We start from the raw sequence: 20,447 nt of genomic DNA on the forward strand, positions 1-20,447 counted from the left end.
CGTCAAGTTATTAGCTGTAAGCGCGGCGGCTGATCAACCTTTAGGCTCAACAAAGACTTCGTCGCGCTTCCTGCGCAGTGAAGGCAAAATTGCCAGGATCAGCAACAACAGCGCTAACGACAGCAGCGCCGCCGATAGCGGCCGGGTGAGAAACACGGTGGCGTCGCCGCGCGAGATCATCAAGGTACGACGCAGGTTCTCTTCCATCAGCGGGCCGAGCACCAAGCCGAGCAGCAGCGGCGCCGGCTCGAAATCATGCTTGATCAGCCAATAGCCGAACAGCCCGAAGCCTCCGGCCAGAATGACGTCGAACGCCGAGTTGTTGATCGAGTAGATGCCGATCGCGCAAAACACCACGATCGCCGGAAACAGCAGCCGATACGGCACCCGCAAGAGCCGTACCCAGACCCCGACCAGCGGCAGATTGATGATCAGCAGCGTCAAATTGCCGATCCACATCGAGGCGATCAGCCCCCAGACCAGATCGGGCTGTTTCTGCATCACCAGCGGCCCTGGCACGATGCCATGAATGTTCATCGCGCCGACCATCAAAGCCATCACGGCATTGGGCGGGATGCCGAGCGTGAGCAGCGGAATGAATGAAGTCTGCGCCGCGGCATTATTGGCGGCTTCCGGCGCCGCCACGCCTTCGATCGCGCCGCGACCAAAACGCGACGGCACGCGAGCGATCTTCTTTTCCAGCGTATAGGCGGCGAACGAGGCAATCACCGCACCGCCGCCGGGCAGCAAGCCGAGAATGGAACCGATAATTGTGCCGCGCCCGATCGCCGGCGCGGCGTCGGCGAGATCCTTGCGCGCCGGCATCAGGCCGGCGACGCGGCGCTGCACCAGATGGCGATCGATGCCCATGCCGGGATCAAGGTTGCGAATGATCTCGGCGAAACCGAACACCCCCATGGCGACGATCGCAAAGCCAAGGCCGTCGGCCAGATCGAGCACGCCAAATGTCATGCGCGCGGCGCCGGTCTCGACGTCGGAGCCGACGGTGGCGAGCAACAGGCCGAGCACGATCATCGCGATCGCCTTCAGCACCGAGCCGCGCGCCAGCACCACCGCGAACAACAGGCCGAGCACCATCAGCGAAAAATACTCGGCGGGCCCGAAGATCAGCGCGAGCTTGGTCAACGGCCCGCCCAGAAGGGCGATCAGCACGGTGGCGACGCAGCCGGCAAAGAACGAGCCGATCGCGGCGATCGCGAGGGCCGGTCCGGCCCGCCCCTGCCGCGCCATCTGAAAGCCGTCGAGCGTGGTCACCACCGAGGTCGCTTCGCCGGGGATGTTGACCAGGATCGACGTGGTCGAACCGCCGTATTGCGCGCCATAATAAATGCCGGCCAGCATGATCAGCGCCCCGACCGGCGGCAGGCCGAAGGTGATCGGCAGCAGGATCGCGACCGTGGCCACCGTGCCGATGCCCGGCAGCACCCCGACAAGCGTGCCGACCAGCGCGCCGATCAAGCAGAACAGCAGGTTGACCGGCGTGAACGCCACGCCGAAACCGAGGGCGAGATTGGAAATCAGATCGGCCATCGCGTCCTCACGGCAAAAGGAAGCGAGGCAGCAGCGGCAAAGGCAGCCGCAGCACGAACGGAAACAGCACGGTGCACGCCCCGGCGAGGCCAAGACCCGCCAGCGTGGTTTCCCGCCAGCGGGTTTCCGCGGTCGCCAGCGCCGCGATCATGAAACTGAGGAACGCGGCCAATGGCAGCCCGAGCGGCTTGATCGCCACCGCAAAGGCCAGGATCGCCAGCCCGACGAACAATAGCCCGCGTCCGGCGAATCGCACCATGCGCGGCCCTTCGACAAAGACACCGACCGCGGTGACCAGGCCGCCGAGCACCAGCAGCATCCAGGCCAGCAGCCGCGGCACCGTGCCGGCGCCGGGCGCAAAGCCGCGCATACCGCCGAGATCATGGGCCGCCCACAGCGCCAAAGCGGCGACCGCCATCAAGGTCAGCCCGCCGGCAAACTCCTGCGGCCCACGAATCCAGCGCGGCCACAATGACTTGCCAGACGCCTCGCGCGGATCCTCCCCCATTACCCAATCCCCCTGGCGTCTGCTCGCCTGGCGACTTTATGCAACTGATTCCAGGATCGCTACCAGGGATAGCGGCCGATTGCCTCTTCCCAGCAGCGTAGCGATGCCTATATTTGCGGTGCCGGTTCGCCGGCTATGACAATAAACGGCCGTCGCAATAAACCATTCGGACCCGGGGGCGGTACCCGGCGCCTCCACCCAAGCCCGGCTCTGCCGGGTTTCGGCGGGGGCGAAATAGGATCGACGAGGGCGTAAAGGGCGAGCTTTTGTTCGGTATGGTTCCGCCGTCATCGGGCCAATGCAATAGTTGCCAACGACAACTATGCTCCGGTTGCTCAGGCTGCGTAACGCAGTTTGAAAGACCGACTTAAAGCCCTAACGGGTTAAGCTCCGTTAGGCGGGGTTCGGAGGCACCTGGCAACAGAAGCCTCCACTCATTTCTCGACTTCCGGCTTGGTCCGCCCGCAACAGACGCACAGAATCGTCGTCGCGGGCGCAGCAATGGCTGACCTGCCATCGCAGCCGGGCTACGATGACGCCAAACCGCGACTCAGGGGCCAGCCGTGTTGGCCGATCGCGAATCATGCAGAACGACTGGACCGACCATGGCGACCGACCACATCCGTTATGATGTTCTTGCCCGCGATGCGTTGCGCAGCGTGCTGCGGCGCGTGCTTGCCGACGCTGCCGAGCACGGCCTGCCCGGCGAACATCACTTCTTCATCACCTTTTTCTCCAAGGCGGAAGGCGTGAAGTTGTCGCCCCGGCTGCAGGCGCAATATCCCAATGAAATGACGATCGTGCTGCAGCACCAGTTCTGGGACCTGGTGGTGACCGACGATCATTTCGAGGTCGGGCTGGCGTTTGGCGGCATTCCGGAACGCTTGGTGGTGCCGTTCAGCGCCATCAAGAGCTTCCTTGACCCCTCGGTCGAATTCGGCCTGCAGTTCGAGCCCGATGCGCCGGCCGAAACCGCGGTCGCCAATGCCGACGCCGAACTGTCCGCCACCGAGCCGGAACTCGACACCCTGCCGCCCGAGCGCCCGTCCTCGCCAACCGAAGGCGCCGAAGTGGTGCGGCTCGACCGGTTCCGCAAAAAGTAACCCGCCGGGGTCCTGGCTGGCGGGTTCGGGAGCAACAGCTCGCGTCATCGCCTTGAATGAGGACCCATGACGACATCGTCCCGCCACCCCCGTAACGCCAGCAAGCCGCCGACCCGCACCGAGACCGACTCGTTCGGCGCGATCGAGGTGCCGGCCGATCGCTATTGGGGCGCGCAGACCGAGCGATCGCGGCAAAATTTCCAGATCGGCCATGACCGGATGCCGATCGCGATCATTCGCGCGCTGGCATTGGTGAAACTGGCCGCCGCGGAAACCAATCGCGAGCTCGGCCTGCTCGACCGCCGCCGCTGCCAAGCGATCGTCAAAGCGGCGCGCGAGGTGATCGACGGCAAGCTCGACCAGCATTTTCCGCTGCCGGTCTGGCAGACCGGCTCCGGCACCCAGACCAACATGAACCTCAATGAGGTGATCGCCAACCGCGGCAACGAACTGCTCGGCGCGCCGCTCGGCGGTAAGCAACCACTGCATCCCAACGATCACGTCAATCTGGGGCAGTCGTCGAACGACTCATTCCCGACCGCGATGCATATCGCCGCGACCGAGCAGATCGTCACCGATCTGGAACCGGCGCTGGCAGGCCTCGCCACAGCGCTGCGCGCCAAGGAACGCGCATTCGCCAACATCGTCAAAATCGGCCGCACCCATACCCAGGACGCCACCCCGCTGACGCTCGGCCAGGAGTTTTCCGGCTATGCCGCCCAGATCGACAGTGGGCTTATGCGGCTGCGGGACGCACGCCCAGCGCTCTATCCGCTGGCGCAGGGCGGCACCGCGGTCGGCACCGGGCTCAACACCCATCCGCAATTTGCAACGCTGTTCGCCAAACGGGTCGCGGAGCTGACCAAGCTGCCGTTCACCAGCGCGCCCAACAAGTTTGAAGCGCTGGCCAGCAACGACGCCTATGTCTATGTGCACGGCGCCATCAATGCGGTCGCGACCGCGCTGTTCAAGATCGCCAACGACATCCGCCTGCTCGGCTCAGGCCCGCGCTCCGGCCTTGGCGAATTGCTGCTGCCGGCCAACGAGCCCGGCTCCTCGATCATGCCCGGCAAGGTCAACCCGACGCAGAGCGAAGCGATCACCATGGTGTGCTGCCAGGTGTTCGGCCATCACACCACTATCACCGTGGCCGGCAGCCAGGGCCATTTTGAGCTGAACGTCTATAAGCCGGTGATGGCGCACTGCATGTTGGAATCGATCCAACTACTCGCCAGCGCCACGCGGTCGTTCACTAAGCACTGCGTCGCCGGGATACGCGCTCATGAGACGCGCATTCATGAGCTGCTGGAACAGTCGTTGATGCTGGTAACCGCGCTGGTGCCGACCATTGGTTACGACAATGCCGCTAAAATCGCCAGAGCTGCCCACGAACGCGGCACGACTCTGCGTCAGGAAGCATTGCGTATGGGACTGGTTTCCGCCGCGGAATTCGATCGTCTGGTGCAGGTAGACAAAATGACGCGCCCGAAATGACCGCGTGGGCGTATCCCCCCACCGCTAGCCCCGTACTCGCACGAAGAATTGATGTAAATCATATCGCGCAACCACGGGGATCGATCAACTGCCGTTGCAGCGTTTGCGCAGGGTAGCAAATTCCCGGATACGCGCGGGAGGATGCCTGGCTCAATTGCAGCGATGAGGAAATTGTCGTGATGGTGATCGAGCCGACCGAGGCCCCGCTAAGCACTGCGAACCGGACCGTAAGCGCCTCCCGTCGTCACGCCTTTGCTGATGGGGGCGTCTGTTGGGGGACGTAGTCAATTTGAACCGAGTGAAGAAGCGAGCTGCGCGGGAAGATTCTGCAAAGCAAGCTGAAGCTAATCGGATGCGGTTCGGCCGGACTAAATCTGAGCGCGCGCGGGACGAACATCGGACCAAGCGTACAACAGAGCTACTGGATCAACATCGCATAACCGGGGACGTGTCATGAAATCGCCGGTCGTCAAACGGTCGATCGTGGTCGCAGGCCACAAAACCAGCGTTAGCCTCGAAGAGGCGTTCTGGAACGGTATGAAGGAAATTTCTGGTCTGCGCGACATGACATTGTCGGAGCTCGTCGGTGAAATCGACAGCAACCGCCAACAGGGCAACCTGTCGTCGGCGATCCGGCTGTTCGTGCTGGACTACTTCCGGTCGCGCGCTGTGCAGCCGGTGCCAGAAGTGAAGACGGAAAGCTTGGCCGCGCACTAAGCGCGGCCTTTCCCGTCAGCTGCTATCTTCAAACAATCGCACCGTTCAGGTGCGATTGTTTTGTGGACCTGGCGTTGTGGGTAGCGCCGGGAGCGATTGGCTGTGCTCACGAGTCCAGCCGACCGCCGCGCTGACATGCGCTGAACCGTCACCAGATCTGGGTACGCACGCGGCAATCGCCGCGGGCGAGAATGGGCGTTGTTTCTGCAACGCGCGGTACGCCAACATCCGTGGTCGCCCATTGTCGTAGCTGGTAGCAGCCGCGCAGAGAATTTTGGCTGCGCGCACCACAAGCGCACGCGCCCTGCCCCGCCGCTATCGTTGCAGGCGCAAAATGAGCCCGCGCGAACATCGAGCGTCATCCAGCGCTCAGCCCCCTTGAGCTTCGCGCATCGCGGCTGATGTCAAGAGGCGCCGCCATCGGTTATGGATGGACCGTCGCTCCCCGTGCGGGAGCGTGGATCGAAACAGCGAGCCTTACAGGCTCACGGGCGGGGCAGGCCGTCGCTCCCCGCGCGGGAGCGTGGATCGAAACGTGCCCTCGACAGTGCGGCTATCAATCTGCCGATGGTCGCTCCCCGTGCGGGAGCGTGGATCGAAACCACCACGCCCCGCGCCCACTTGCCCTCACAGCGGCGGGATGATCTTGCCGGGGTTGAAGATGTTGTCCGGATCGAGCGCCTTCTTCACCGCGCGCATCGCCTCGATCGCCTCGGGGCCGAGTTCGGCCACCATGTATTTCTGCTTGCCCTGGCCGATGCCGTGCTCGCCGGTGCAGGTGCCATCCATCGCCTGGGCGCGCTCGACCAGCCGGTGCATGAACTCCTCGCCGCGCGCCATCTCTTCCGGATCGTTGACGTCGCACAAAAGCGAGCAATGAAAATTGCCGTCGCCGACATGGCCGACGATCGGCGCGGTCAGATTGAGGCGCTGCAGATCGGCTTCGGTCTCGACCACGCAGTCGGCGAGCCGCGAGATCGGCACGCACACGTCGGTCGCGACCACGCCGGCGCCCGGGCGCAGCGCGCGCACCGACCAATAGGCATCGTGCCGCGCCTGCCACAGCTTGCTGCGGTCTTCCGGGCGCGTGGTCCAGGAGAATTCGCCGCCGCCGCACTCCTTGGCGATCGCCGCGAAATTCTTGGACTGCTCGGCGACTTCCGCGGCGCTGCCGTGGAACTCGAGCAGCAATAGCGGCGTCTCCGGCAAAGTGAGTTTGGAGTAAGCGTTGCAGCAGCGCACCTGCGTGGCGTTGAGTAGTTCGATGCGAGCTACAGGGATCGCGGTCTGCATCGCCAGGATCACCGCGTTGCAGGCGCCCTCCACCGTCTCGAACGAGCACGCCGCCGCCGCGATGGTGTCGGGAATGCCGCGCAGCTTGATGGTCAGTTCGGAGATGATGCCGAGCGTGCCCTCGGCGCCCAAAAACAAATGCGTGAGGTCGTAGCCGGCCGCCGATTTTTTCGCGCGGGTGCCGGTGGTGATGATCTCGCCATCGCCGCGCACTACTTTCAGCGCCAGCACATTGTCGCGCATGGTGCCATAGCGCACCGCATTGGTGCCGGAAGCGCGGGTCGAGGCCATGCCGCCGATCGAGGCATCGGCGCCGGGATCAATCGGAAAGAACACGCCGCGGTCGCGCAGATGCTCATTGAGCGCCTTGCGGGTGACGCCAGGCTCGATCACGCAATCGAGATCTTCGACATGCACGTCGAGAATCCGATTCATCTCGCGCAGATCGATGCACACGCCGCCGGCCGGCGCGTTGATATGGCCTTCCAGCGAGGTGCCGGTGCCGAATGCGATCACCGGCACGCGCAGCGGCGCGCAGATCCGCACCACGTCCTGAATGTCCTTGGTTTCGCGCGCCAGCACCACGGCATCCGGCGGCTGCGCCGGCAACCAGGTGGTGCTGTGGGCGTGCTGCTCGCGCACCGAAGCTGAGGTGATCAAGCGGTTGCCGAAGCGCGCTGCAAGCGCTTCAATGGCGGCCGCGATCGCCTTCGGTGCGACACGCTGAAGTTGATTGTCGATCATAACACCCACTGCATCGTCCTCCTGACACGGCGCCGAACCTGTCAAAGGACGCATGAGGGGTCAATGGGGGCCAACCCCAAAGCAACGAGGAACGCCATGTCTATCAGCAGCGCTGCTGCGCCCGCATTGCATACACTGCCGGTTCCGTTTCTGTCGTCGGTGATGGCGATCGAGCCGCACTGGATCGACTATAACGGCCATCTCAACATGGCTTACTACAACGTGTTGTTCGACCGCGCGCTCGATCAGCTCTGGCTCTCGCTCGGCATCGGCCCCGATTATGTGCAATCGCGCGGCGGCTCGACCTTCACCGCCGAATGCCATGTGCGCTACCTGCGCGAATTGCATCTCGGTGATCCGGCACAGGTTGCGGTCTGGGTGATCGCCGCCGACGACAAAAGGCTGCATACGTTTGAGGAACTGCGCCACGCCGAGGAAGGCTGGCTGTCGGCTTCGTCGGAAAACATGAATCTGCACGTCGATATGGCGAGCCGCAAGACCGCGCCGTTTCCGCCCGACATCAAGGACCGCATTCACGCCTTTGCGGAGGCGCATCGCGCAGCCCCCCGCCCCGACGGCATCGGCCGACAAGTGGCGATGCCGTCAAAGGCCGCAGCGCGCTAGACCCGTGTGCGTCCGCGCACCAGGCCCACCACCGCGGACACCAAAAACAGCACCACGGCGATGAAGAAGATGATCTTGGCGATCTCGATCGAAGCACCGGCGATGCCGCCGAAGCCGAGAATGCCTGCGATCAACGCAACGATCAGGAATGTGACAACCCAACCCAACATTGGCGAACCTCCTTATTGGCCCTCTGTTGCGGGCGGACGCGGCCTCTGGTCGCCGCGTCGCATCTAGACAGACAATCCAGCATCGGATCGGAAGTTCCGGGCGTAAGTCGAGCGGCGCCGCAACCAAAGATTGCGCATCAACACCCCTCGCGGCGCGATCGGCCGCGCATGGCCGCGCGGGGCACCGCCTGGCTGTCATTGCGGCGGCCGAGGCCCTATATGCCCACAATCCTGCCCCACAAGGCTCCTCATTGCTGGCTCGCGGTGGCATCGTGAGGAGATGACGATTCGCATGACCAATCCCGACCAGTTCAGCGGCAACGACCTGCCGGACTATCGCCCCGCCGCCGGCGGCATTGCCGCAAGGGCGCGCGCCGCGACGCTGCCGGCCTATCTGACCGGCCTCAATCCCGAGCAGAGCGACGCGGTGCAGACGCTGGATGGCCCGGTGCTGGTGCTGGCCGGCGCCGGCACCGGCAAGACCCGGGTTTTGACCACGCGCATCGCCCATATTCTGGCCTCCGGCCGCGCCCGCCCAGGCGAGGTGCTGGCGGTGACCTTCACCAACAAGGCGGCGCGCGAGATGAAGATGCGCCTTGGCCAGATGCTCGGCCAGGCGATCGAAGGCATGCCGTGGCTCGGCACCTTCCATTCGATCGGCGGCCGGATTCTGCGCGTCCATGCCGAGTTGGTGCAGCTCAAGTCGAATTACACGGTGCTCGACACCGACGATCAGATCCGGCTGCTGAAGCAATTGCTGGCGGCCGACAATATCGACGACAAGCGCTGGCCGGCGCGCATGCTGGCCGGCTTGATCGACGGCTGGAAGAATCGCGGGCTGACGCCGTCGCAGGTGCCGGCCGGCGAAGCGGCGATGTTCGGCAATGGCCGTGGCGGTAAGCTGTACGCCGCCTATCAGGAACGGCTGAAAATTCTCAATGCCGCCGATTTCGGCGACCTTTTGCTGGAAAACATCCGGCTGTTCCGCGAGCACCCCGACGTGCTGCGGCAATATCAGCAGCGCTTCAAATACATCCTGGTCGATGAGTATCAGGACACGAACGTCGCGCAATATTTGTGGCTGCGGCTGCTCGCCCAGGCGCCAAGCCAAACCTCTCCCCGCGCGCGGGGAGAGGTCGGATCGCACAGCGATCCGGGTGAGGGGGCGCCTCCGCAGATCGCGGACTCTCAGCTGGCGGAGACGCCCCCTCACCCCACCCCTCTCCCCGCTCGCGGGGAGAGGGAGCAGGCGGTCGCCTTGGGTGAGAACGCCGCCCCGCCAAAGAACATCTGCTGCGTCGGTGATGACGATCAGTCGATCTATGGCTGGCGCGGCGCCGAGGTCGATAACATCCTGCGCTTCGAGCACGATTTCCCCGGCGCCAAGGTGATCCGGCTGGAACGTAACTATCGCTCGACCGGCCACATCCTGGCCGCGGCGTCCTATCTGATCGCCCATAACGAAGGCCGGCTCGGCAAGACGCTGCGCACCGAGGATGTCGATGGCGAGATGGTCACCGTCACCGGCGCCTGGGATTCCGAGGAAGAAGCGCGCGCGATCGGCGAAGAGATCGAACAATTGCAGCGCCAGGGCCACGCGCTCAACGAGATCGCGATTTTGGTGCGCGCCTCGTTCCAGATGCGCGAATTTGAAGATCGCTTTGTCACGCTCGGCCTGCCCTACCGGGTGATCGGCGGCCCGCGCTTCTATGAGCGCGCGGAAATCCGCGACGCGCTCGCCTATTTGCGGGTGATCAACTCGCCGGCCGACGACCTCGCCTTTGAGCGCATCGTCAATGTGCCCAAGCGCAGCATTGGCGATGCCACCGTGCAATTGCTGCACGACCACGGCCGGCGCCGGCGCATTCCGCTTTATGAAGCGGCACGCGCGATCATCGAGACCGATGAGCTGAAGCCGAAAACGCGCGGCAGCCTGCGCGACCTGATGATGTCGTTCGAGCGCTGGCGCGCGCAGCGCGAGCTGCTGCCGCACACCGAGCTGGCGCAGATCGTGCTCGATGAGAGCGGCTATACCGAGATGTGGCAGAAGGACCGTTCGGCCGACGCCGCGGGCCGGCTGGAAAACCTGAAAGAACTGATCCGCTCGATGGAGGATTTCGAGAACCTGCAAGGTTTCCTCGAACATATCTCGCTGGTGATGGACCGCGACGGCGGCAGCGACGAAGACGCGGTGTCGGTGATGACGCTGCATTCCGCCAAGGGGCTGGAATTCGACACCGTGTTCCTGCCCGGCTGGGAGGAAGGGCTGTTTCCGCATCAGCGCGCGCTCGACGAACAGGGCCGCGCCGGGCTCGAGGAGGAACGCCGCCTCGCCCATGTCGGCATCACCCGCGCGCGCAAGCGCGCCAAATTGTATTTTGCCACCAACCGCCGCATTCACGGCTCCTGGACCACCACGATTCCGTCGCGCTTCCTCGATGAACTGCCCGGCGATCATGTCGAGATCACCGAATCCAAGGGCGGCTCGGGCTGGGGCGGCGCCGGCGGCTATGGCGCGTCGCGGTTCGACGATGTCGGCGCGTTCGGATCGAGCTACTCGACGCCCGGCTGGCAGCGCGCCCAGGCCAATCGTGGCCGCGGCACCGGAAGCGGTTTTAGCGAAAGCCCCTCCTCATTCTCGCGCGGCGACTTTGCCCGCAAGCGCGCGCCGCTCACCATCGAGGGCGAGCTGGTGGCGAAATCAACCGGCACGCAGTCCGAGTTCTCGCTGCAACAGCGGGTGTTTCACCAAAAATTCGGCTATGGCGAAGTGGTGCGGATCGACGGCAACAAGCTCACCATCGCTTTTGACAAGGCCGGCGAGAAGAAGGTGGTCGATAGTTTCGTGGAGCGGGTGTAGGAACGCGCCCGACCAATCAACCACGAGCTGCGGATTCCTCCATGCCCCTCTACATCGCCGTGATCCGTGAAGACGCGGGCCATTTCAACGTGTCGTTCCCCGACGTGCCCGGGCTGGTCACCGCCGGTGACAACCTTGATGACGCCATTGAGGAAGCGATCGAGGCGCTGGAAGCCGCGGGCGAGGACTGGACCAATCCCGACGGTTCGACCGGGCTAAAACCGCCGCGCAGTTTCGACGAATTGCAGCGCGACCCGGCCTTTGTCGCGGCCGCCGATGGCGCTACCTTGGTCGAGATCGAATGGCCGGTCGCCGATAACGACTGAACTGACGCCGATTGAACGGCCGACTGAACCGCGCGGATTGCGCGGCGCCGTCCCCGCTCCTATCTGTAGCCTTCCGCAAACCAGCGAGCCTGGCCGCCGCCTCGCCGGGTCGCTTGCCGTGAAATGACCCGCCGCATGCCGCCGATCATCTCCGTCTCGCATCTATCAAAAACGTACGGTTCCGGGCTCAAGGCGCTGAACGATGTCAATCTCGACATCGAGCGCGGCGAGATCTTTGCGCTGCTCGGCCCGAACGGCGCCGGCAAGACCACCTTGATCAGCATCATTTGCGGCATCGCCAATCCGTCGGCTGGAACCGTCAGCGTCGATGGCCATGACAACATCAAGGATTATCGCGCCGCGCGTTCGATGATCGGGCTGGTGCCGCAGGAACTGCACACCGATGCGTTCGAGTCGGTATGGGCCACGGTCAGCTACAGCCGCGGCCTGTTCGGCAAGCCGGCCAACCCGGCCTATATCGAAAAGATCCTGCGCGACCTATCGCTGTGGGACCGGCGCGACAGCCGGATCATGACGCTGTCGGGCGGCATGAAGCGCCGGGTGATGATCGCCAAGGCGCTGTCGCACGAACCGCAGATCCTGTTTTTGGACGAGCCGACCGCCGGCGTCGATGTCGAGCTGCGCAAGGGCATGTGGGACGTGGTGCGCACGCTGCGCGATGCCGGCGTCACCATCATCCTCACCACCCATTACATCGAAGAAGCAGAGGAGATGGCCGACCGGATCGGCGTCATCAACAAAGGCGAGATCATTTTGGTGGAGCGCAAGGCCGAGCTGATCCAGAAACTCGGCAAGAAACGCATGACGCTGCATCTGGTCGAACCGATCGACGCGGTCCCGGCCTCGCTTGCCGAATATCGGCTCGAGCTTGGCGAGAACCGCGACGAGCTGATCTACAACTATGACAGCAAGGCCAATCACACCGGCATCACCGGCCTGCTCGCCGCGCTGCGCGACGCCGGCATCCGCTTCCACGATCTCGACACCACGCAGAGCTCGCTGGAAGAAATCTTTGTCAGCCTGGTGAGGGGTTGAGATGAACTGGCGCGCGGTGCGAGCAATCTACAAGTTTGAAATGGCGCGGACCTGGCGCACCCTGCTGCAAAGCGTGGTGTCGCCGGTGCTGTCGACCTCGCTGTATTTCGTGGTGTTCGGCGCCGCGATCGGATCGCGGATCAGCGAGATCAACGGCGTCAGCTACGGCACCTTCATCGTGCCGGGGCTGATCATGCTGTCGGTGCTGACGCAGAGCATCTCCAACGCCTCATTCGGCATCTATTTTCCCAAATTCTCCGGCACCATCTATGAGCTGTTGTCGGCGCCGGTGTCGTTCTTCGAAGCCGTGCTTGGCTATGTCGGCGCCGCGGCCTCGAAATCGATCATCCTCGGCCTGATCATCCTGGCCACCGCGGGTCTGTTCGTGCCGCTGCACATCCTGCACCCGGTCTGGATGATCACCTTTTTGGTGCTGACCGCGGTCACTTTCAGCCTGTTCGGCTTCATCATCGGCGTATGGGCCGATAATTTTGAAAAGCTGCAGGTGATCCCGCTATTGGTGGTGACGCCGCTGACCTTCCTCGGCGGCAGCTTCTATTCGATCGACATGCTGCCGCCCGGCTGGCAGACCATCGCGCTGTTCAATCCGGTGGTCTATCTGATCAGCGGTTTCCGCTGGAGTTTTTACGAAATCTCCGATGTCAGCCTCGGCGTCAGCCTGGCGCTGACCCTGACCTTCCTGGTGCTGTGCATGATCACGATCTGGCTGATCTTCCGCACCGGCTATCGGCTGAAGAACTGAGCCAAAAAAGAACGCGGCCCCTTGCGGGGCCGCGCGCGATGGCGATGGATTGCTTCCCTTGTTGGCTCAACGATAGCAGCGGAAGCGGCCGCTCCGCGTATAGTAGCCGCGGCAGCCATAGCGGCGGCTATAATAGCCGTGGCTGCGATAGCCACGTGGCGCGCCGATCACCCCACGCACGCCGCCGACCACGCCGCCGACGCCGGCGCCGATCGCACCGCCCACCACGCCGCCGATCGGTCCGGCTGCGCGATGACCCTCACGGCTGCCGCGCTCGGCGCCGCCGATGATGCCCTGGGCATGTCCGATCGCAGGCAGCGCCACCAGCGCCAAAGCCAGTGCCGCAGCGGCCCACAGCGCCTTCCAGCGCGTATTGTCCTGGCGCAGCGCCAGAGCCTTAACCGAGGTGGTCATGAGGTGTCCCCTTTGCTTGGTTGGTTTTTGACGTTTGGTTTTTTGACGATGTCGTACTGATAACACCGCAGTGCAATGCTGGTTCCCGACCATGGCTGTTTTCAGGCCATGGTGTGCAGTTCTACGCCACGCTGGCGCCACGAGTGTTCGTTAACGATGCGGTCATGGTGCCTCTGGAAAGCCGGTATTCTCGTGTGCATATTGCGCGCAGGGGCGGCACACAAACGGCGATCCGGCCGGGAGCTGACAAGCGATGCGCGCGTACCTGTTGTCTCTGACCACGCTGCTGCTGGTGACCACCGCGACCATCGCGGATGCCAAGGTCGACATCACGGTGGACAAGAACAACCAGCAGATGACCGTCGCGGTCGACGGCGTTGAGCGTTATCGCTGGCCGGTGTCGACCGGCATTCCGACCTATGAGACGCCCAATGGCACCCATCGCGCATTCCGTATGGAGCAGGACCACTACTCCAAGGAATTCGACGAGGCGCCGATGCCGCATTCGATCTTCTTCACCAAAGCCGGCCACGCGATTCACGGCACCGACTCGGTGAGCCGGCTCGGCACGCCGGCCTCGCATGGCTGCGTGCGGCTGTCGCGCGGCAATGCCGCGACGCTCTATTCGCTGGTGCAGAGCGAGGGTGTGCTCAACACCACCGTCACCCTGACCGGCTCCTCGCAAGTGGCGCTGGCGCGCAATCCAAAATCGAAATCGACGCTGGCCTCGCGCCGCGCCCCCACCGCCGGCGACGACGAGGTCGGCACCGGCCAGCCGGTTGAACTCGCGCCGCCGCAGCCGCGCCGGGTGGCGCCGCGGGTCGATACCGACGGCTACATCTATCCGGCCGACGGCTCCTCAAGCGATCAGCGTTACCCGGCGCCGCGCGGCTATCGCCGCTATGACGATGCCAACGCGCAAGCGCCTTATGTCTATGACGGCGGCTATGGCTATGCGCCGCGGGTATACGCGCCGCGCGGCTATTATTATCAGCAGCGCGGCTATTACGCCTATCCGGATTGAGCGGCCGAGCGCCGCTCAATCATCGCCGCCGCTCAACCGTCGCTGTCGTGCAGCCGGCGCCACACTGCGCCAAGGATGTTGGAATAATCGTCGGTCCAGACCCGCTGCGCGCGATCGGCCTTGGTCAGCGTCCATATGTCGGAGCTGGCGATGCCGCCGACATCGGCGGCCTGCCGCGCCGAGATCACCACCGTGGTCGAGAAGATGTAATCGGCATCGCGGCCGCTATCCTCGCTGAACACCCAGCTGGTCAGGCCATTGGCGTCGGCAATGCCGACCACCACGCTGGTCAGTTCGAGATGGCGGTTGGAGACATGCATCAGCACCGCGCCCTGCGGCGCGAGCTTGGCCTTGTAGATCGCCATCGCCTCCTGCGTCGCGAGGTGGATCGGGATCGCGTCCGATGAATAGGCATCGACGATCACGAGGTCATAGACCCCGTCCGGCTCCTTGGCGAAGGTCAGGCGGGCATCGCCGATCACCGGGCGCAGCTTGGGCATGCACTGCTGCACATAGCTGAAATATTTCGGGTCGCGCGCGGTATCGACCATACTCTGGTCGATCTCGAAAAAGGTCCAGTCCTCGCCGGGCGCGGCGGCGCAGGTCAGTGAGCCCGAGCCGAGCCCGATCACCGCCACTTTCAGCGGCCCGTTCTTGCGGGCGCGCAGCGCGGCGATGCCGCGGCCCATGCCGCCATCGGCGTGATAATAGGTGATCGGCTCTGGCCGCCCGGTCACCGGGCTACCGTCGCTGTTCAGGATTTTCTGGGCACCGTGGATGGTCGTGCCGTGCATCAGCACGCGGAACTGGCCGTCGGCGGTGGTCAGGATCTTGTGCACGCCAAAGAAGCTGCGAACCGTCTCGAGCCGGCCCTGCTCGGCCGGATAGGCGCGCACCAACACAAGCGCCAGCGCCATCGTCGCCGCCAGCTTCCAGCGGCTGGCGCGTAGCAGTACCGCGACGATCACGCCGAGCAGCGCCACGTCGGCGACGATCAGCACCCGATTGCTGTCGATCACCTGGAACGGCCGGCCGCCGACAAATAGCGGCACGATCAGCGCGGCGGCGAGCGCCGCCAGCATCAGCCAGTACCAGCGGGCCAGCGCCGGATAGGCTTCCGTGGTCGCCGGCCGGCACAGCGCCGCCAGCGCCAGCAGGATCGGATATTCGGCGATCCAGGAGAAACTGTAAGGCGCGATCAGGCCGGCAAACAGCCCGCCGACCATGCCGCCGAACGACAGCGCCACATAGAAGCTGGTGAGATGGACGGCGGCCGGCCGGGTGCGCGCCAACTCGCCGTGGCAGGCCATCGCGATGATGAAGAAGCACAGCTGATGGCCGCCGAGCGTCAGCAGCAGATTCTGTTCGCCGCCATAGGCGAGCAGCACGATCACCCCGGCGATCGCGAGCGGCTGCAGCGCCAGCATCCATTTGTGCGGCAGCAGCGGCCGCGACTGAAACACCAGCACCCAGGTCAAGAGATACAGCGACAGCGGCAGCACCCACAGCAAGGGCGCGGCGGCAACGTCGGTGGAAATATGCGCGGTCACCGAGATCAACAGTCCCGACGGCACCGCGGCCAGAAACACCCAGCGCGCCCAGATCGCCCAGCTCGGCGACGGGCTGCGCTCATCGGCCGCGTCTTGCGCGGCCGCACTCGCCGGTGCGCTCAGCATCAATCGGCCGCAGCCGATGATCAGCACGATCAGCAGCGCATAGCCACCGCACCACACCAGATTCTGCAGCCGCAGCGTCAACGTCGGCTCAAGCAGCACCGGATAGGACAGCAGCGCCAGAAAGCTGCCGATATTGGAAGCGGCATAGAGGAAGTACGGATCGCGGCCATCGGGATGGCCGGTGCGCACGAACCAAGCCTGCAACAGCGGGTTGTTGGCGGCGAGCGCAAAGAACGGCAGCCCGATCGACGTCGCAAACAGCCCGAGCAGCCAGAATTCGTAGCCGCGCTCCGGCGGCGTTCCGAAGCCCGCGGCAATCGATAGCGGCAGCGTCAGAAACGCCAGCAATAGCAGCAGCAGATGCACCACCACCGGAATGGTGCGGCTGCGCAGCCGCATCAAAACATGCGCATAGGCGTAGCCGCCAAGCAGCAGCGACTGGAAGAACACCATCGCCACCGACCACACCGCCGGCGAGCCGCCAAGCCGCGGCAGCACCATTTTGGTGAATAGGGGCTGCACCGAAAACAGCAGCAGCGCGCTGGTGAAGATCGCGGCGACATAGACCATCAAAGTCAGCCGGTGGCGCGGCAGCGAGGCCGTGCTGAGATCGGCGTGCGACGTCGGTGAGGACATGAAAACTCCAGCAGGGCGGCGCGCGCCGGGGATGCGCGGGCGTGTGCGGGGATCTCCGCATGTGACAAAGCAGCGGGCGTAATCTATCACAGCTATGCAAAGCCGGTCACCCAACTCAGCCCGCGCCCCAGGCGCCGCAACGCGCCGGGACCGCGCGGTCCATCCTTGCGAATGACTGCGATGTCCGATCCTGAGGTTCTGATCATCGGCGCCGGCCATAATGGCCTGACCTGCGCGGCTTATCTCGCGATGGCCGGATTGCGCGTCAAAGTGCTGGAACGCCGCAACGTGGTCGGCGGTGCCGCGGTCACCGAGGAGTTTTGCCCAGGCTTCCGCAATTCGGTGGCGGCCTACACCGTCAGCCTGCTCAACCCAAAAATCATCGCCGATCTACAGCTTCATGCGCATGGGCTGAAAATCGTCGAGCGACGCGCGCAGAACTTTTTGCCAGATGAGCGCGGCCGCTATCTGCTGACCGGCGAAGGCCGCACGCTCGACGCGGTGCGCCAGCTCAATGCCCGCGATGGCGATCAGGTCGGCCCGTTCATGCAGGAGCTGGAACGGATCGCCGACGTGCTGCGGCAATTCGTGCTGCGCGCGCCGCCCAATCTGGTCGAGGGCTTTGGCCTGCCCGCGCTACGCGAGACCATCAACGCGCTCGGCACCGCCAATATCCTGCGGCAATTGACGCTGCCCGAGCAGCGGCTGCTGTTTGATCTGTTCACCTGCTCGGCCGGCGATCTGCTCGACCAGCGTTTTGAGGATGATCTGGTCAAGGCGCTGTTCGGCTTCGATGCCATTGTCGGCAACTACGCCAGCCCCTACGCCGCAGGTTCCGCCTATGTGATGCTGCATCACGCCTTTGGCGAAGTGAACGGCAAGAAGGGCCTGTGGGGCCACGCGATCGGCGGCATGGGCGCGATCACCCAGGCGATGGCGGCGGCGGCGCGCAGCCATGGCGCCGAGATCGAAACCGGCGCCGCGGTGCGCGAAGTACTGGTCGAGCGCGGCCGCGCGATCGGTGTCTCGCTCGAGGACGGCCGCAGCCTGCGCGCCGGCGTCGTGATCTCCAACCTCAATCCCAAACTGCTGTACACCGGCCTGATCCCGGCCGCCGCGCTGCCAAGCGAGTTCCGGCAGCGCATGCAGAACTGGCGCTGCGGCTCCGGCACGTTTCGCATCAATGTCGCGTTGAGTGCGCTGCCGTCATTCAGCGTGCTGCCCGGCGACGGCGATCATCTCAGTTCCGGCATCATCATCGCACCGAGCCTCGATTATATGGATCGCGCCTGGCTCGACGCGCGCGCCGATGGCTGGAGCCGCGCGCCGGTGGTCGAGATGCTGATCCCCTCGACGCTCGACGACACGCTGGCTCCGCCCGGCCAGCACGTCGCCAGCCTGTTCTGCCAGCACGTCGCGCCGCAATTGCCGGACGGCCGCTCGTGGGACCAGCACCGCGACGAGGTCGCCGACCTGATGATCGCCACCGTGGACCGCCACGCGCCGGGCTTTGCCGCCAGCGTGGTCGGCCGCAAAGTGCTGTCACCGCTCGATCTCGAGCGCGATTTCGGGCTCTTGGGCGGCGACATCTTTCACGGCGCGCTGTCGCTGAACCAGCTGTTCTCGGCGCGGCCGATGCTCGGCTATGCCGATTATCGCGGGCCGCTCAAGGGGCTGTATCACTGCGGCTCCGGCGCCCATCCCGGCGGCGGCGTCACCGGCGCCCCAGGCCACAACGCCGCGCAGGCCGTGCTCGCCGACCACCGCCGCAAGCGGTGAACAAATCCGCCAAAACCCTGTGCACGGCTTGTGGATCAGCCTGTGGTTTTGGCCTGGATAAGCCTGTGGATAAGCTGTGGACGGGATGTGGAGAGGCTTGGGATGGCAGCTGATCGGCTCGACCCGAGCCCCGAAAAGAGAGCCGTAGGAGAGAGAATGCGAAGTACAGAGAGGTCGCCGACTGGGTCAAAGAGAACTATCGGTTCACGCCAAAGACCTGCTGGATTGCTCACATGAAATCGGAATGCGGGTTGCCAGTCAGGACGGCGCCTAACCGAGCCGATCCCAACGCCCGACAACATCCGTGCCCAGAACACCGTCGAGATGCCATTGTCGACGCACTCAAACACTACAAGATGATCTAGGGATTCCAGCTGAAATGCTGCGACAGTAGATAACCGCCGCCCAAGCCTCCCGGTGCACCACACTCTGGAAAAACCCGGGATGAAGCGGTGCGTAAATCCTGTATAAGCCGGTGCACAACGCGGAGCGTTCCGCGCCCGCTGTGAGCCCGCCCTGCCCCTCCTTCAGTCCCGAGCCGTTCCGATGACCGACACCCCGACCACGCACCGCGCCAGTTTTGCGATCGGCGCCGAAGCCGCCGCACGCCAGGCGGTGGACCGGCTCGCCGAATGCCTTGATGAGAGCGAGGTCGCGGTCACCGCCTATGAGCGCGGCGAAAACGCCTGGGACATCGCGCTGAATTTCGCCGAAGCCCCCGACCAGGCCGCGATCCGTTCGCTGGTGGCGCTGGTGGCCGGCGAGGCCGCCGCCGCGACCATCGCGTTCGAGACCGTCGCCGCCAAGGATTGGGTCAAGGCCAGCCTGGAAGGGCTGGTGCCGGTGCCGGCCGGGCGGTTCGTGGTCCACGGCGCCCATGACCGCAACAAGGTGCCGGCCAACAAGATCGCCATCGAGATCGAGGCGGCGCTGGCGTTCGGCACCGGCCATCACGGCACCACCCGCGGCTGCCTGCTGCTGCTCGATGAGGTGCTCAAGCGCCGCGAGCTGCGCTGCGTGCTCGATCTCGGCACCGGCACCGGCGTGCTCGGCATCGCCGCCGCCAAGGCGACGCAGCGCCGGGTGCTGGCCAGCGACATCGACCCGGTATCGACCGCGGTGGCGCGCGACAATGCCCGCCTCAACGGCGTCGGCCCGCTGTTCGAGTCGATCTGCGCGCCGGGCTTTGAACACGATCGGTTCCGCGCCGCCGGGCCGTTCGATCTGGTGCTGGCCAACATTCTGGCCAATCCGCTGCGCGCGCTGGCGACGCCGCTGTCGCGCCATCTCGCCCCGGGCGCCGAGGTGATCTTGTCCGGGCTGCTGCCCTCGCAGGCGCGCGCCGTGATCGCCGCCTATCGCGCCCGCGACCTGCTGCTGCAAAAGGCCATCATCGTCGGTGGCTGGAGCAGCCTGCTGCTGCGCCAGACCTAACGCGGCCGGCGAGTGGCGGCGTCGTCAATCGCGCCGTACATCCTCCGTGCGCGTCACCACCGCCGGCGGCACCAGGCCTCTCATCCTGGTCTCGACAAAGCGATCGAGCACGCGGTTCAGCATCCCCATACGCCGCGTGTCATCCTTCGGCGCCTCCCCACTTGGTTCGGCGCCGAGCGGAGGCGGCGGCGCGATCTTCTCAAAGCTAAATGCAGGCATGTGTTTCCCCTCAGCATCTTGAGTTGAGACACCCCGGGTGATCCTCTCCCGGACAC

At 64.7% G+C, this 20,447-nt stretch carries 19 protein-coding genes and 1 other RNA gene; 13 read left to right on the forward strand and 7 right to left on the reverse strand.

Translation table 11 applies throughout. The features are described 5' to 3' along the window. Positions 1 to 33: 33 nt before the first annotated feature. Together BJ122_RS15585 and BJ122_RS15590 are read right to left on the reverse strand one after the other, a co-directional pair. The gene (locus BJ122_RS15585; protein ID WP_110782137.1) at positions 34 to 1,551 is read right to left on the reverse strand and encodes a tripartite tricarboxylate transporter permease; all 1,518 of its coding nucleotides are present in this window, start codon (positions 1,549 to 1,551) and stop codon (positions 34 to 36) included. A 7-nt stretch (positions 1,552 to 1,558) separates the two neighbouring features. Beyond that, positions 1,559 to 2,059 (reverse strand): tripartite tricarboxylate transporter TctB family protein, encoded by a 501-nt coding sequence (locus BJ122_RS15590; RefSeq protein ID WP_110782138.1) that lies wholly within the window; start codon positions 2,057 to 2,059, stop codon positions 1,559 to 1,561. Positions 2,060 to 2,141: 82 nt separating this feature from the next. Here BJ122_RS15590 and ssrA point away from each other — a divergent pair. The 5 genes from ssrA (at position 2,142) to BJ122_RS15615 (ending at position 5,373) form a co-directional block, all read left to right on the forward strand. Next, positions 2,142 to 2,494, forward strand: a transfer-messenger RNA (tmRNA) gene (gene ssrA / locus BJ122_RS15595). A gap of 170 nt (positions 2,495 to 2,664) precedes the next feature. Beyond that, positions 2,665 to 3,162 (forward strand): SspB family protein, encoded by a 498-nt coding sequence (locus BJ122_RS15600; RefSeq protein ID WP_110782139.1) that lies wholly within the window; start codon positions 2,665 to 2,667, stop codon positions 3,160 to 3,162. Between the two features lie 66 nt (positions 3,163 to 3,228). Further along, complete coding sequence (gene fumC / locus BJ122_RS15605; protein ID WP_110782140.1) at positions 3,229 to 4,656, forward strand: class II fumarate hydratase; 1,428 nt, start codon at positions 3,229 to 3,231, stop codon at positions 4,654 to 4,656. Positions 4,657 to 4,927: 271 nt separating this feature from the next. Continuing rightward, positions 4,928 to 5,113 carry a DUF4169 family protein gene (locus BJ122_RS15610; RefSeq protein WP_110782141.1) on the forward strand — a complete coding sequence of 62 codons (186 nt, stop codon included), beginning with the start codon at positions 4,928 to 4,930 and terminating at the stop codon, positions 5,111 to 5,113. Next, the gene (locus tag BJ122_RS15615) at positions 5,110 to 5,373 is read left to right on the forward strand and encodes a ribbon-helix-helix domain-containing protein (RefSeq protein ID WP_027277696.1); all 264 of its coding nucleotides are present in this window, start codon (positions 5,110 to 5,112) and stop codon (positions 5,371 to 5,373) included. Before BJ122_RS15610 ends, BJ122_RS15615 begins: the two co-directional genes overlap by 4 nt. Positions 5,374 to 6,000: 627 nt before the next feature. Here the strand turns inward: BJ122_RS15615 and BJ122_RS15625 are convergent. Continuing rightward, positions 6,001 to 7,410, reverse strand: coding sequence for an FAD-binding oxidoreductase (locus tag BJ122_RS15625; RefSeq protein ID WP_110782142.1), 1,410 nt, complete (start codon positions 7,408 to 7,410; stop codon positions 6,001 to 6,003). A 96-nt stretch (positions 7,411 to 7,506) separates the two neighbouring features. Here BJ122_RS15625 and BJ122_RS15630 point away from each other — a divergent pair, with 96 nt between their 5' ends. Beyond that, entirely contained in the window at positions 7,507 to 8,034 is a 528-nt protein-coding gene (locus tag BJ122_RS15630; protein WP_110782143.1) for a thioesterase family protein, read from the forward strand. Here BJ122_RS15630 and BJ122_RS15635 read toward each other — a convergent pair. Further along, on the reverse strand, positions 8,031 to 8,204 hold the full coding sequence (locus tag BJ122_RS15635; RefSeq protein WP_110782144.1) for a DUF1328 domain-containing protein: 174 nt from the start codon (positions 8,202 to 8,204) through the stop codon (positions 8,031 to 8,033). The two genes, BJ122_RS15630 and BJ122_RS15635, sit on opposite strands and share 4 nt — an antisense overlap. 280 nt (positions 8,205 to 8,484) lie before the next feature. On the opposite strand from BJ122_RS15635, the gene BJ122_RS15640 reads away from it, so the two are divergent. The 4 genes from BJ122_RS15640 to BJ122_RS15655 all read left to right on the forward strand — a co-directional run bounded on the left by BJ122_RS15640 (position 8,485) and on the right by BJ122_RS15655 (position 13,209). Next, positions 8,485 to 11,064: an ATP-dependent helicase gene (locus BJ122_RS15640; protein ID WP_430694788.1), complete on the forward strand. Its 2,580-nt coding sequence runs from the start codon at positions 8,485 to 8,487 to the stop codon at positions 11,062 to 11,064. Between the two features lie 41 nt (positions 11,065 to 11,105). Further along, positions 11,106 to 11,390: a type II toxin-antitoxin system HicB family antitoxin gene (locus BJ122_RS15645; protein WP_110782145.1), complete on the forward strand. Its 285-nt coding sequence runs from the start codon at positions 11,106 to 11,108 to the stop codon at positions 11,388 to 11,390. Between the two features lie 135 nt (positions 11,391 to 11,525). Beyond that, positions 11,526 to 12,446, forward strand: coding sequence for an ABC transporter ATP-binding protein (locus tag BJ122_RS15650; RefSeq protein ID WP_110782146.1), 921 nt, complete (start codon positions 11,526 to 11,528; stop codon positions 12,444 to 12,446). A 1-nt stretch (position 12,447) separates the two neighbouring features. Then, the gene (locus tag BJ122_RS15655; protein ID WP_110782147.1) at positions 12,448 to 13,209 is read left to right on the forward strand and encodes an ABC transporter permease; all 762 of its coding nucleotides are present in this window, start codon (positions 12,448 to 12,450) and stop codon (positions 13,207 to 13,209) included. A gap of 66 nt (positions 13,210 to 13,275) precedes the next feature. Here the strand turns inward: BJ122_RS15655 and BJ122_RS15660 are convergent, their stop codons facing one another. Continuing rightward, complete coding sequence (locus BJ122_RS15660; RefSeq protein ID WP_110782148.1) at positions 13,276 to 13,623, reverse strand: hypothetical protein; 348 nt, start codon at positions 13,621 to 13,623, stop codon at positions 13,276 to 13,278. Between the two features lie 253 nt (positions 13,624 to 13,876). On the opposite strand from BJ122_RS15660, the gene BJ122_RS15665 reads away from it, so the two are divergent. Beyond that, positions 13,877 to 14,647, forward strand: a complete 771-nt coding sequence (locus BJ122_RS15665) for a L,D-transpeptidase (RefSeq protein WP_110782149.1) — start codon at positions 13,877 to 13,879, stop codon at positions 14,645 to 14,647. A 32-nt stretch (positions 14,648 to 14,679) separates the two neighbouring features. On the opposite strand, the gene BJ122_RS15670 is transcribed toward BJ122_RS15665, so the two are convergent. Beyond that, a complete protein-coding gene (locus tag BJ122_RS15670) occupies positions 14,680 to 16,959 on the reverse strand; it encodes a spermidine synthase (RefSeq protein WP_110782150.1) in 2,280 nt (759 codons plus the stop codon). Between the two features lie 180 nt (positions 16,960 to 17,139). Between BJ122_RS15670 and BJ122_RS15675 the strand changes: the two genes are divergently transcribed. Then, a complete protein-coding gene (locus BJ122_RS15675; protein ID WP_110782183.1) occupies positions 17,140 to 18,738 on the forward strand; it encodes a phytoene desaturase family protein in 1,599 nt (532 codons plus the stop codon). A 546-nt stretch (positions 18,739 to 19,284) separates the two neighbouring features. Further along, entirely contained in the window at positions 19,285 to 20,172 is an 888-nt protein-coding gene (locus tag BJ122_RS15685; RefSeq protein WP_110782151.1) for a 50S ribosomal protein L11 methyltransferase, read from the forward strand. A gap of 24 nt (positions 20,173 to 20,196) precedes the next feature. Here BJ122_RS15685 and BJ122_RS15690 read toward each other — a convergent pair whose 3' ends face one another. After that, positions 20,197 to 20,391 (reverse strand): hypothetical protein, encoded by a 195-nt coding sequence (locus BJ122_RS15690; protein WP_110782184.1) that lies wholly within the window; start codon positions 20,389 to 20,391, stop codon positions 20,197 to 20,199. Between the last annotated feature and the right edge of the window lie 56 nt (positions 20,392 to 20,447).

The organism is Rhodopseudomonas faecalis (assembly GCF_003217325.1).
Taxonomy (GTDB): Bacteria; Pseudomonadota; Alphaproteobacteria; order Rhizobiales; family Xanthobacteraceae; genus Rhodopseudomonas; species Rhodopseudomonas faecalis.

Excerpts from the sequence above, each read along its gene's own strand:
- BJ122_RS15585 (WP_110782137.1), bottom strand. The coding sequence starts at position 1,551 with ATGGCCGATCTGATTTCCAATCTCGCCCTCGGTTTCGGCGTGGCGTTC.
- BJ122_RS15590 (WP_110782138.1), bottom strand. The coding sequence starts at position 2,059 with ATGGGGGAGGATCCGCGCGAGGCGTCTGGCAAGTCATTGTGGCCGCGC.
- BJ122_RS15600 (WP_110782139.1), top strand. The coding sequence starts at position 2,665 with ATGGCGACCGACCACATCCGTTATGATGTTCTTGCCCGCGATGCGTTG.
- fumC (WP_110782140.1), top strand. The coding sequence starts at position 3,229 with ATGACGACATCGTCCCGCCACCCCCGTAACGCCAGCAAGCCGCCGACC.
- BJ122_RS15615 (WP_027277696.1), top strand. The coding sequence starts at position 5,110 with ATGAAATCGCCGGTCGTCAAACGGTCGATCGTGGTCGCAGGCCACAAA.
- BJ122_RS15625 (WP_110782142.1), bottom strand. The coding sequence starts at position 7,410 with ATGATCGACAATCAACTTCAGCGTGTCGCACCGAAGGCGATCGCGGCC.
- BJ122_RS15630 (WP_110782143.1), top strand. The coding sequence starts at position 7,507 with ATGTCTATCAGCAGCGCTGCTGCGCCCGCATTGCATACACTGCCGGTT.
- BJ122_RS15635 (WP_110782144.1), bottom strand. The coding sequence starts at position 8,204 with ATGTTGGGTTGGGTTGTCACATTCCTGATCGTTGCGTTGATCGCAGGC.
- BJ122_RS15640 (WP_430694788.1), top strand. The coding sequence starts at position 8,485 with ATGACGATTCGCATGACCAATCCCGACCAGTTCAGCGGCAACGACCTG.
- BJ122_RS15645 (WP_110782145.1), top strand. The coding sequence starts at position 11,106 with ATGCCCCTCTACATCGCCGTGATCCGTGAAGACGCGGGCCATTTCAAC.
- BJ122_RS15650 (WP_110782146.1), top strand. The coding sequence starts at position 11,526 with ATGCCGCCGATCATCTCCGTCTCGCATCTATCAAAAACGTACGGTTCC.
- BJ122_RS15655 (WP_110782147.1), top strand. The coding sequence starts at position 12,448 with ATGAACTGGCGCGCGGTGCGAGCAATCTACAAGTTTGAAATGGCGCGG.
- BJ122_RS15660 (WP_110782148.1), bottom strand. The coding sequence starts at position 13,623 with ATGACCACCTCGGTTAAGGCTCTGGCGCTGCGCCAGGACAATACGCGC.
- BJ122_RS15665 (WP_110782149.1), top strand. The coding sequence starts at position 13,877 with ATGCGCGCGTACCTGTTGTCTCTGACCACGCTGCTGCTGGTGACCACC.
- BJ122_RS15670 (WP_110782150.1), bottom strand. The coding sequence starts at position 16,959 with ATGTCCTCACCGACGTCGCACGCCGATCTCAGCACGGCCTCGCTGCCG.
- BJ122_RS15675 (WP_110782183.1), top strand. The coding sequence starts at position 17,140 with ATGTCCGATCCTGAGGTTCTGATCATCGGCGCCGGCCATAATGGCCTG.
- BJ122_RS15685 (WP_110782151.1), top strand. The coding sequence starts at position 19,285 with ATGACCGACACCCCGACCACGCACCGCGCCAGTTTTGCGATCGGCGCC.
- BJ122_RS15690 (WP_110782184.1), bottom strand. The coding sequence starts at position 20,391 with ATGCCTGCATTTAGCTTTGAGAAGATCGCGCCGCCGCCTCCGCTCGGC.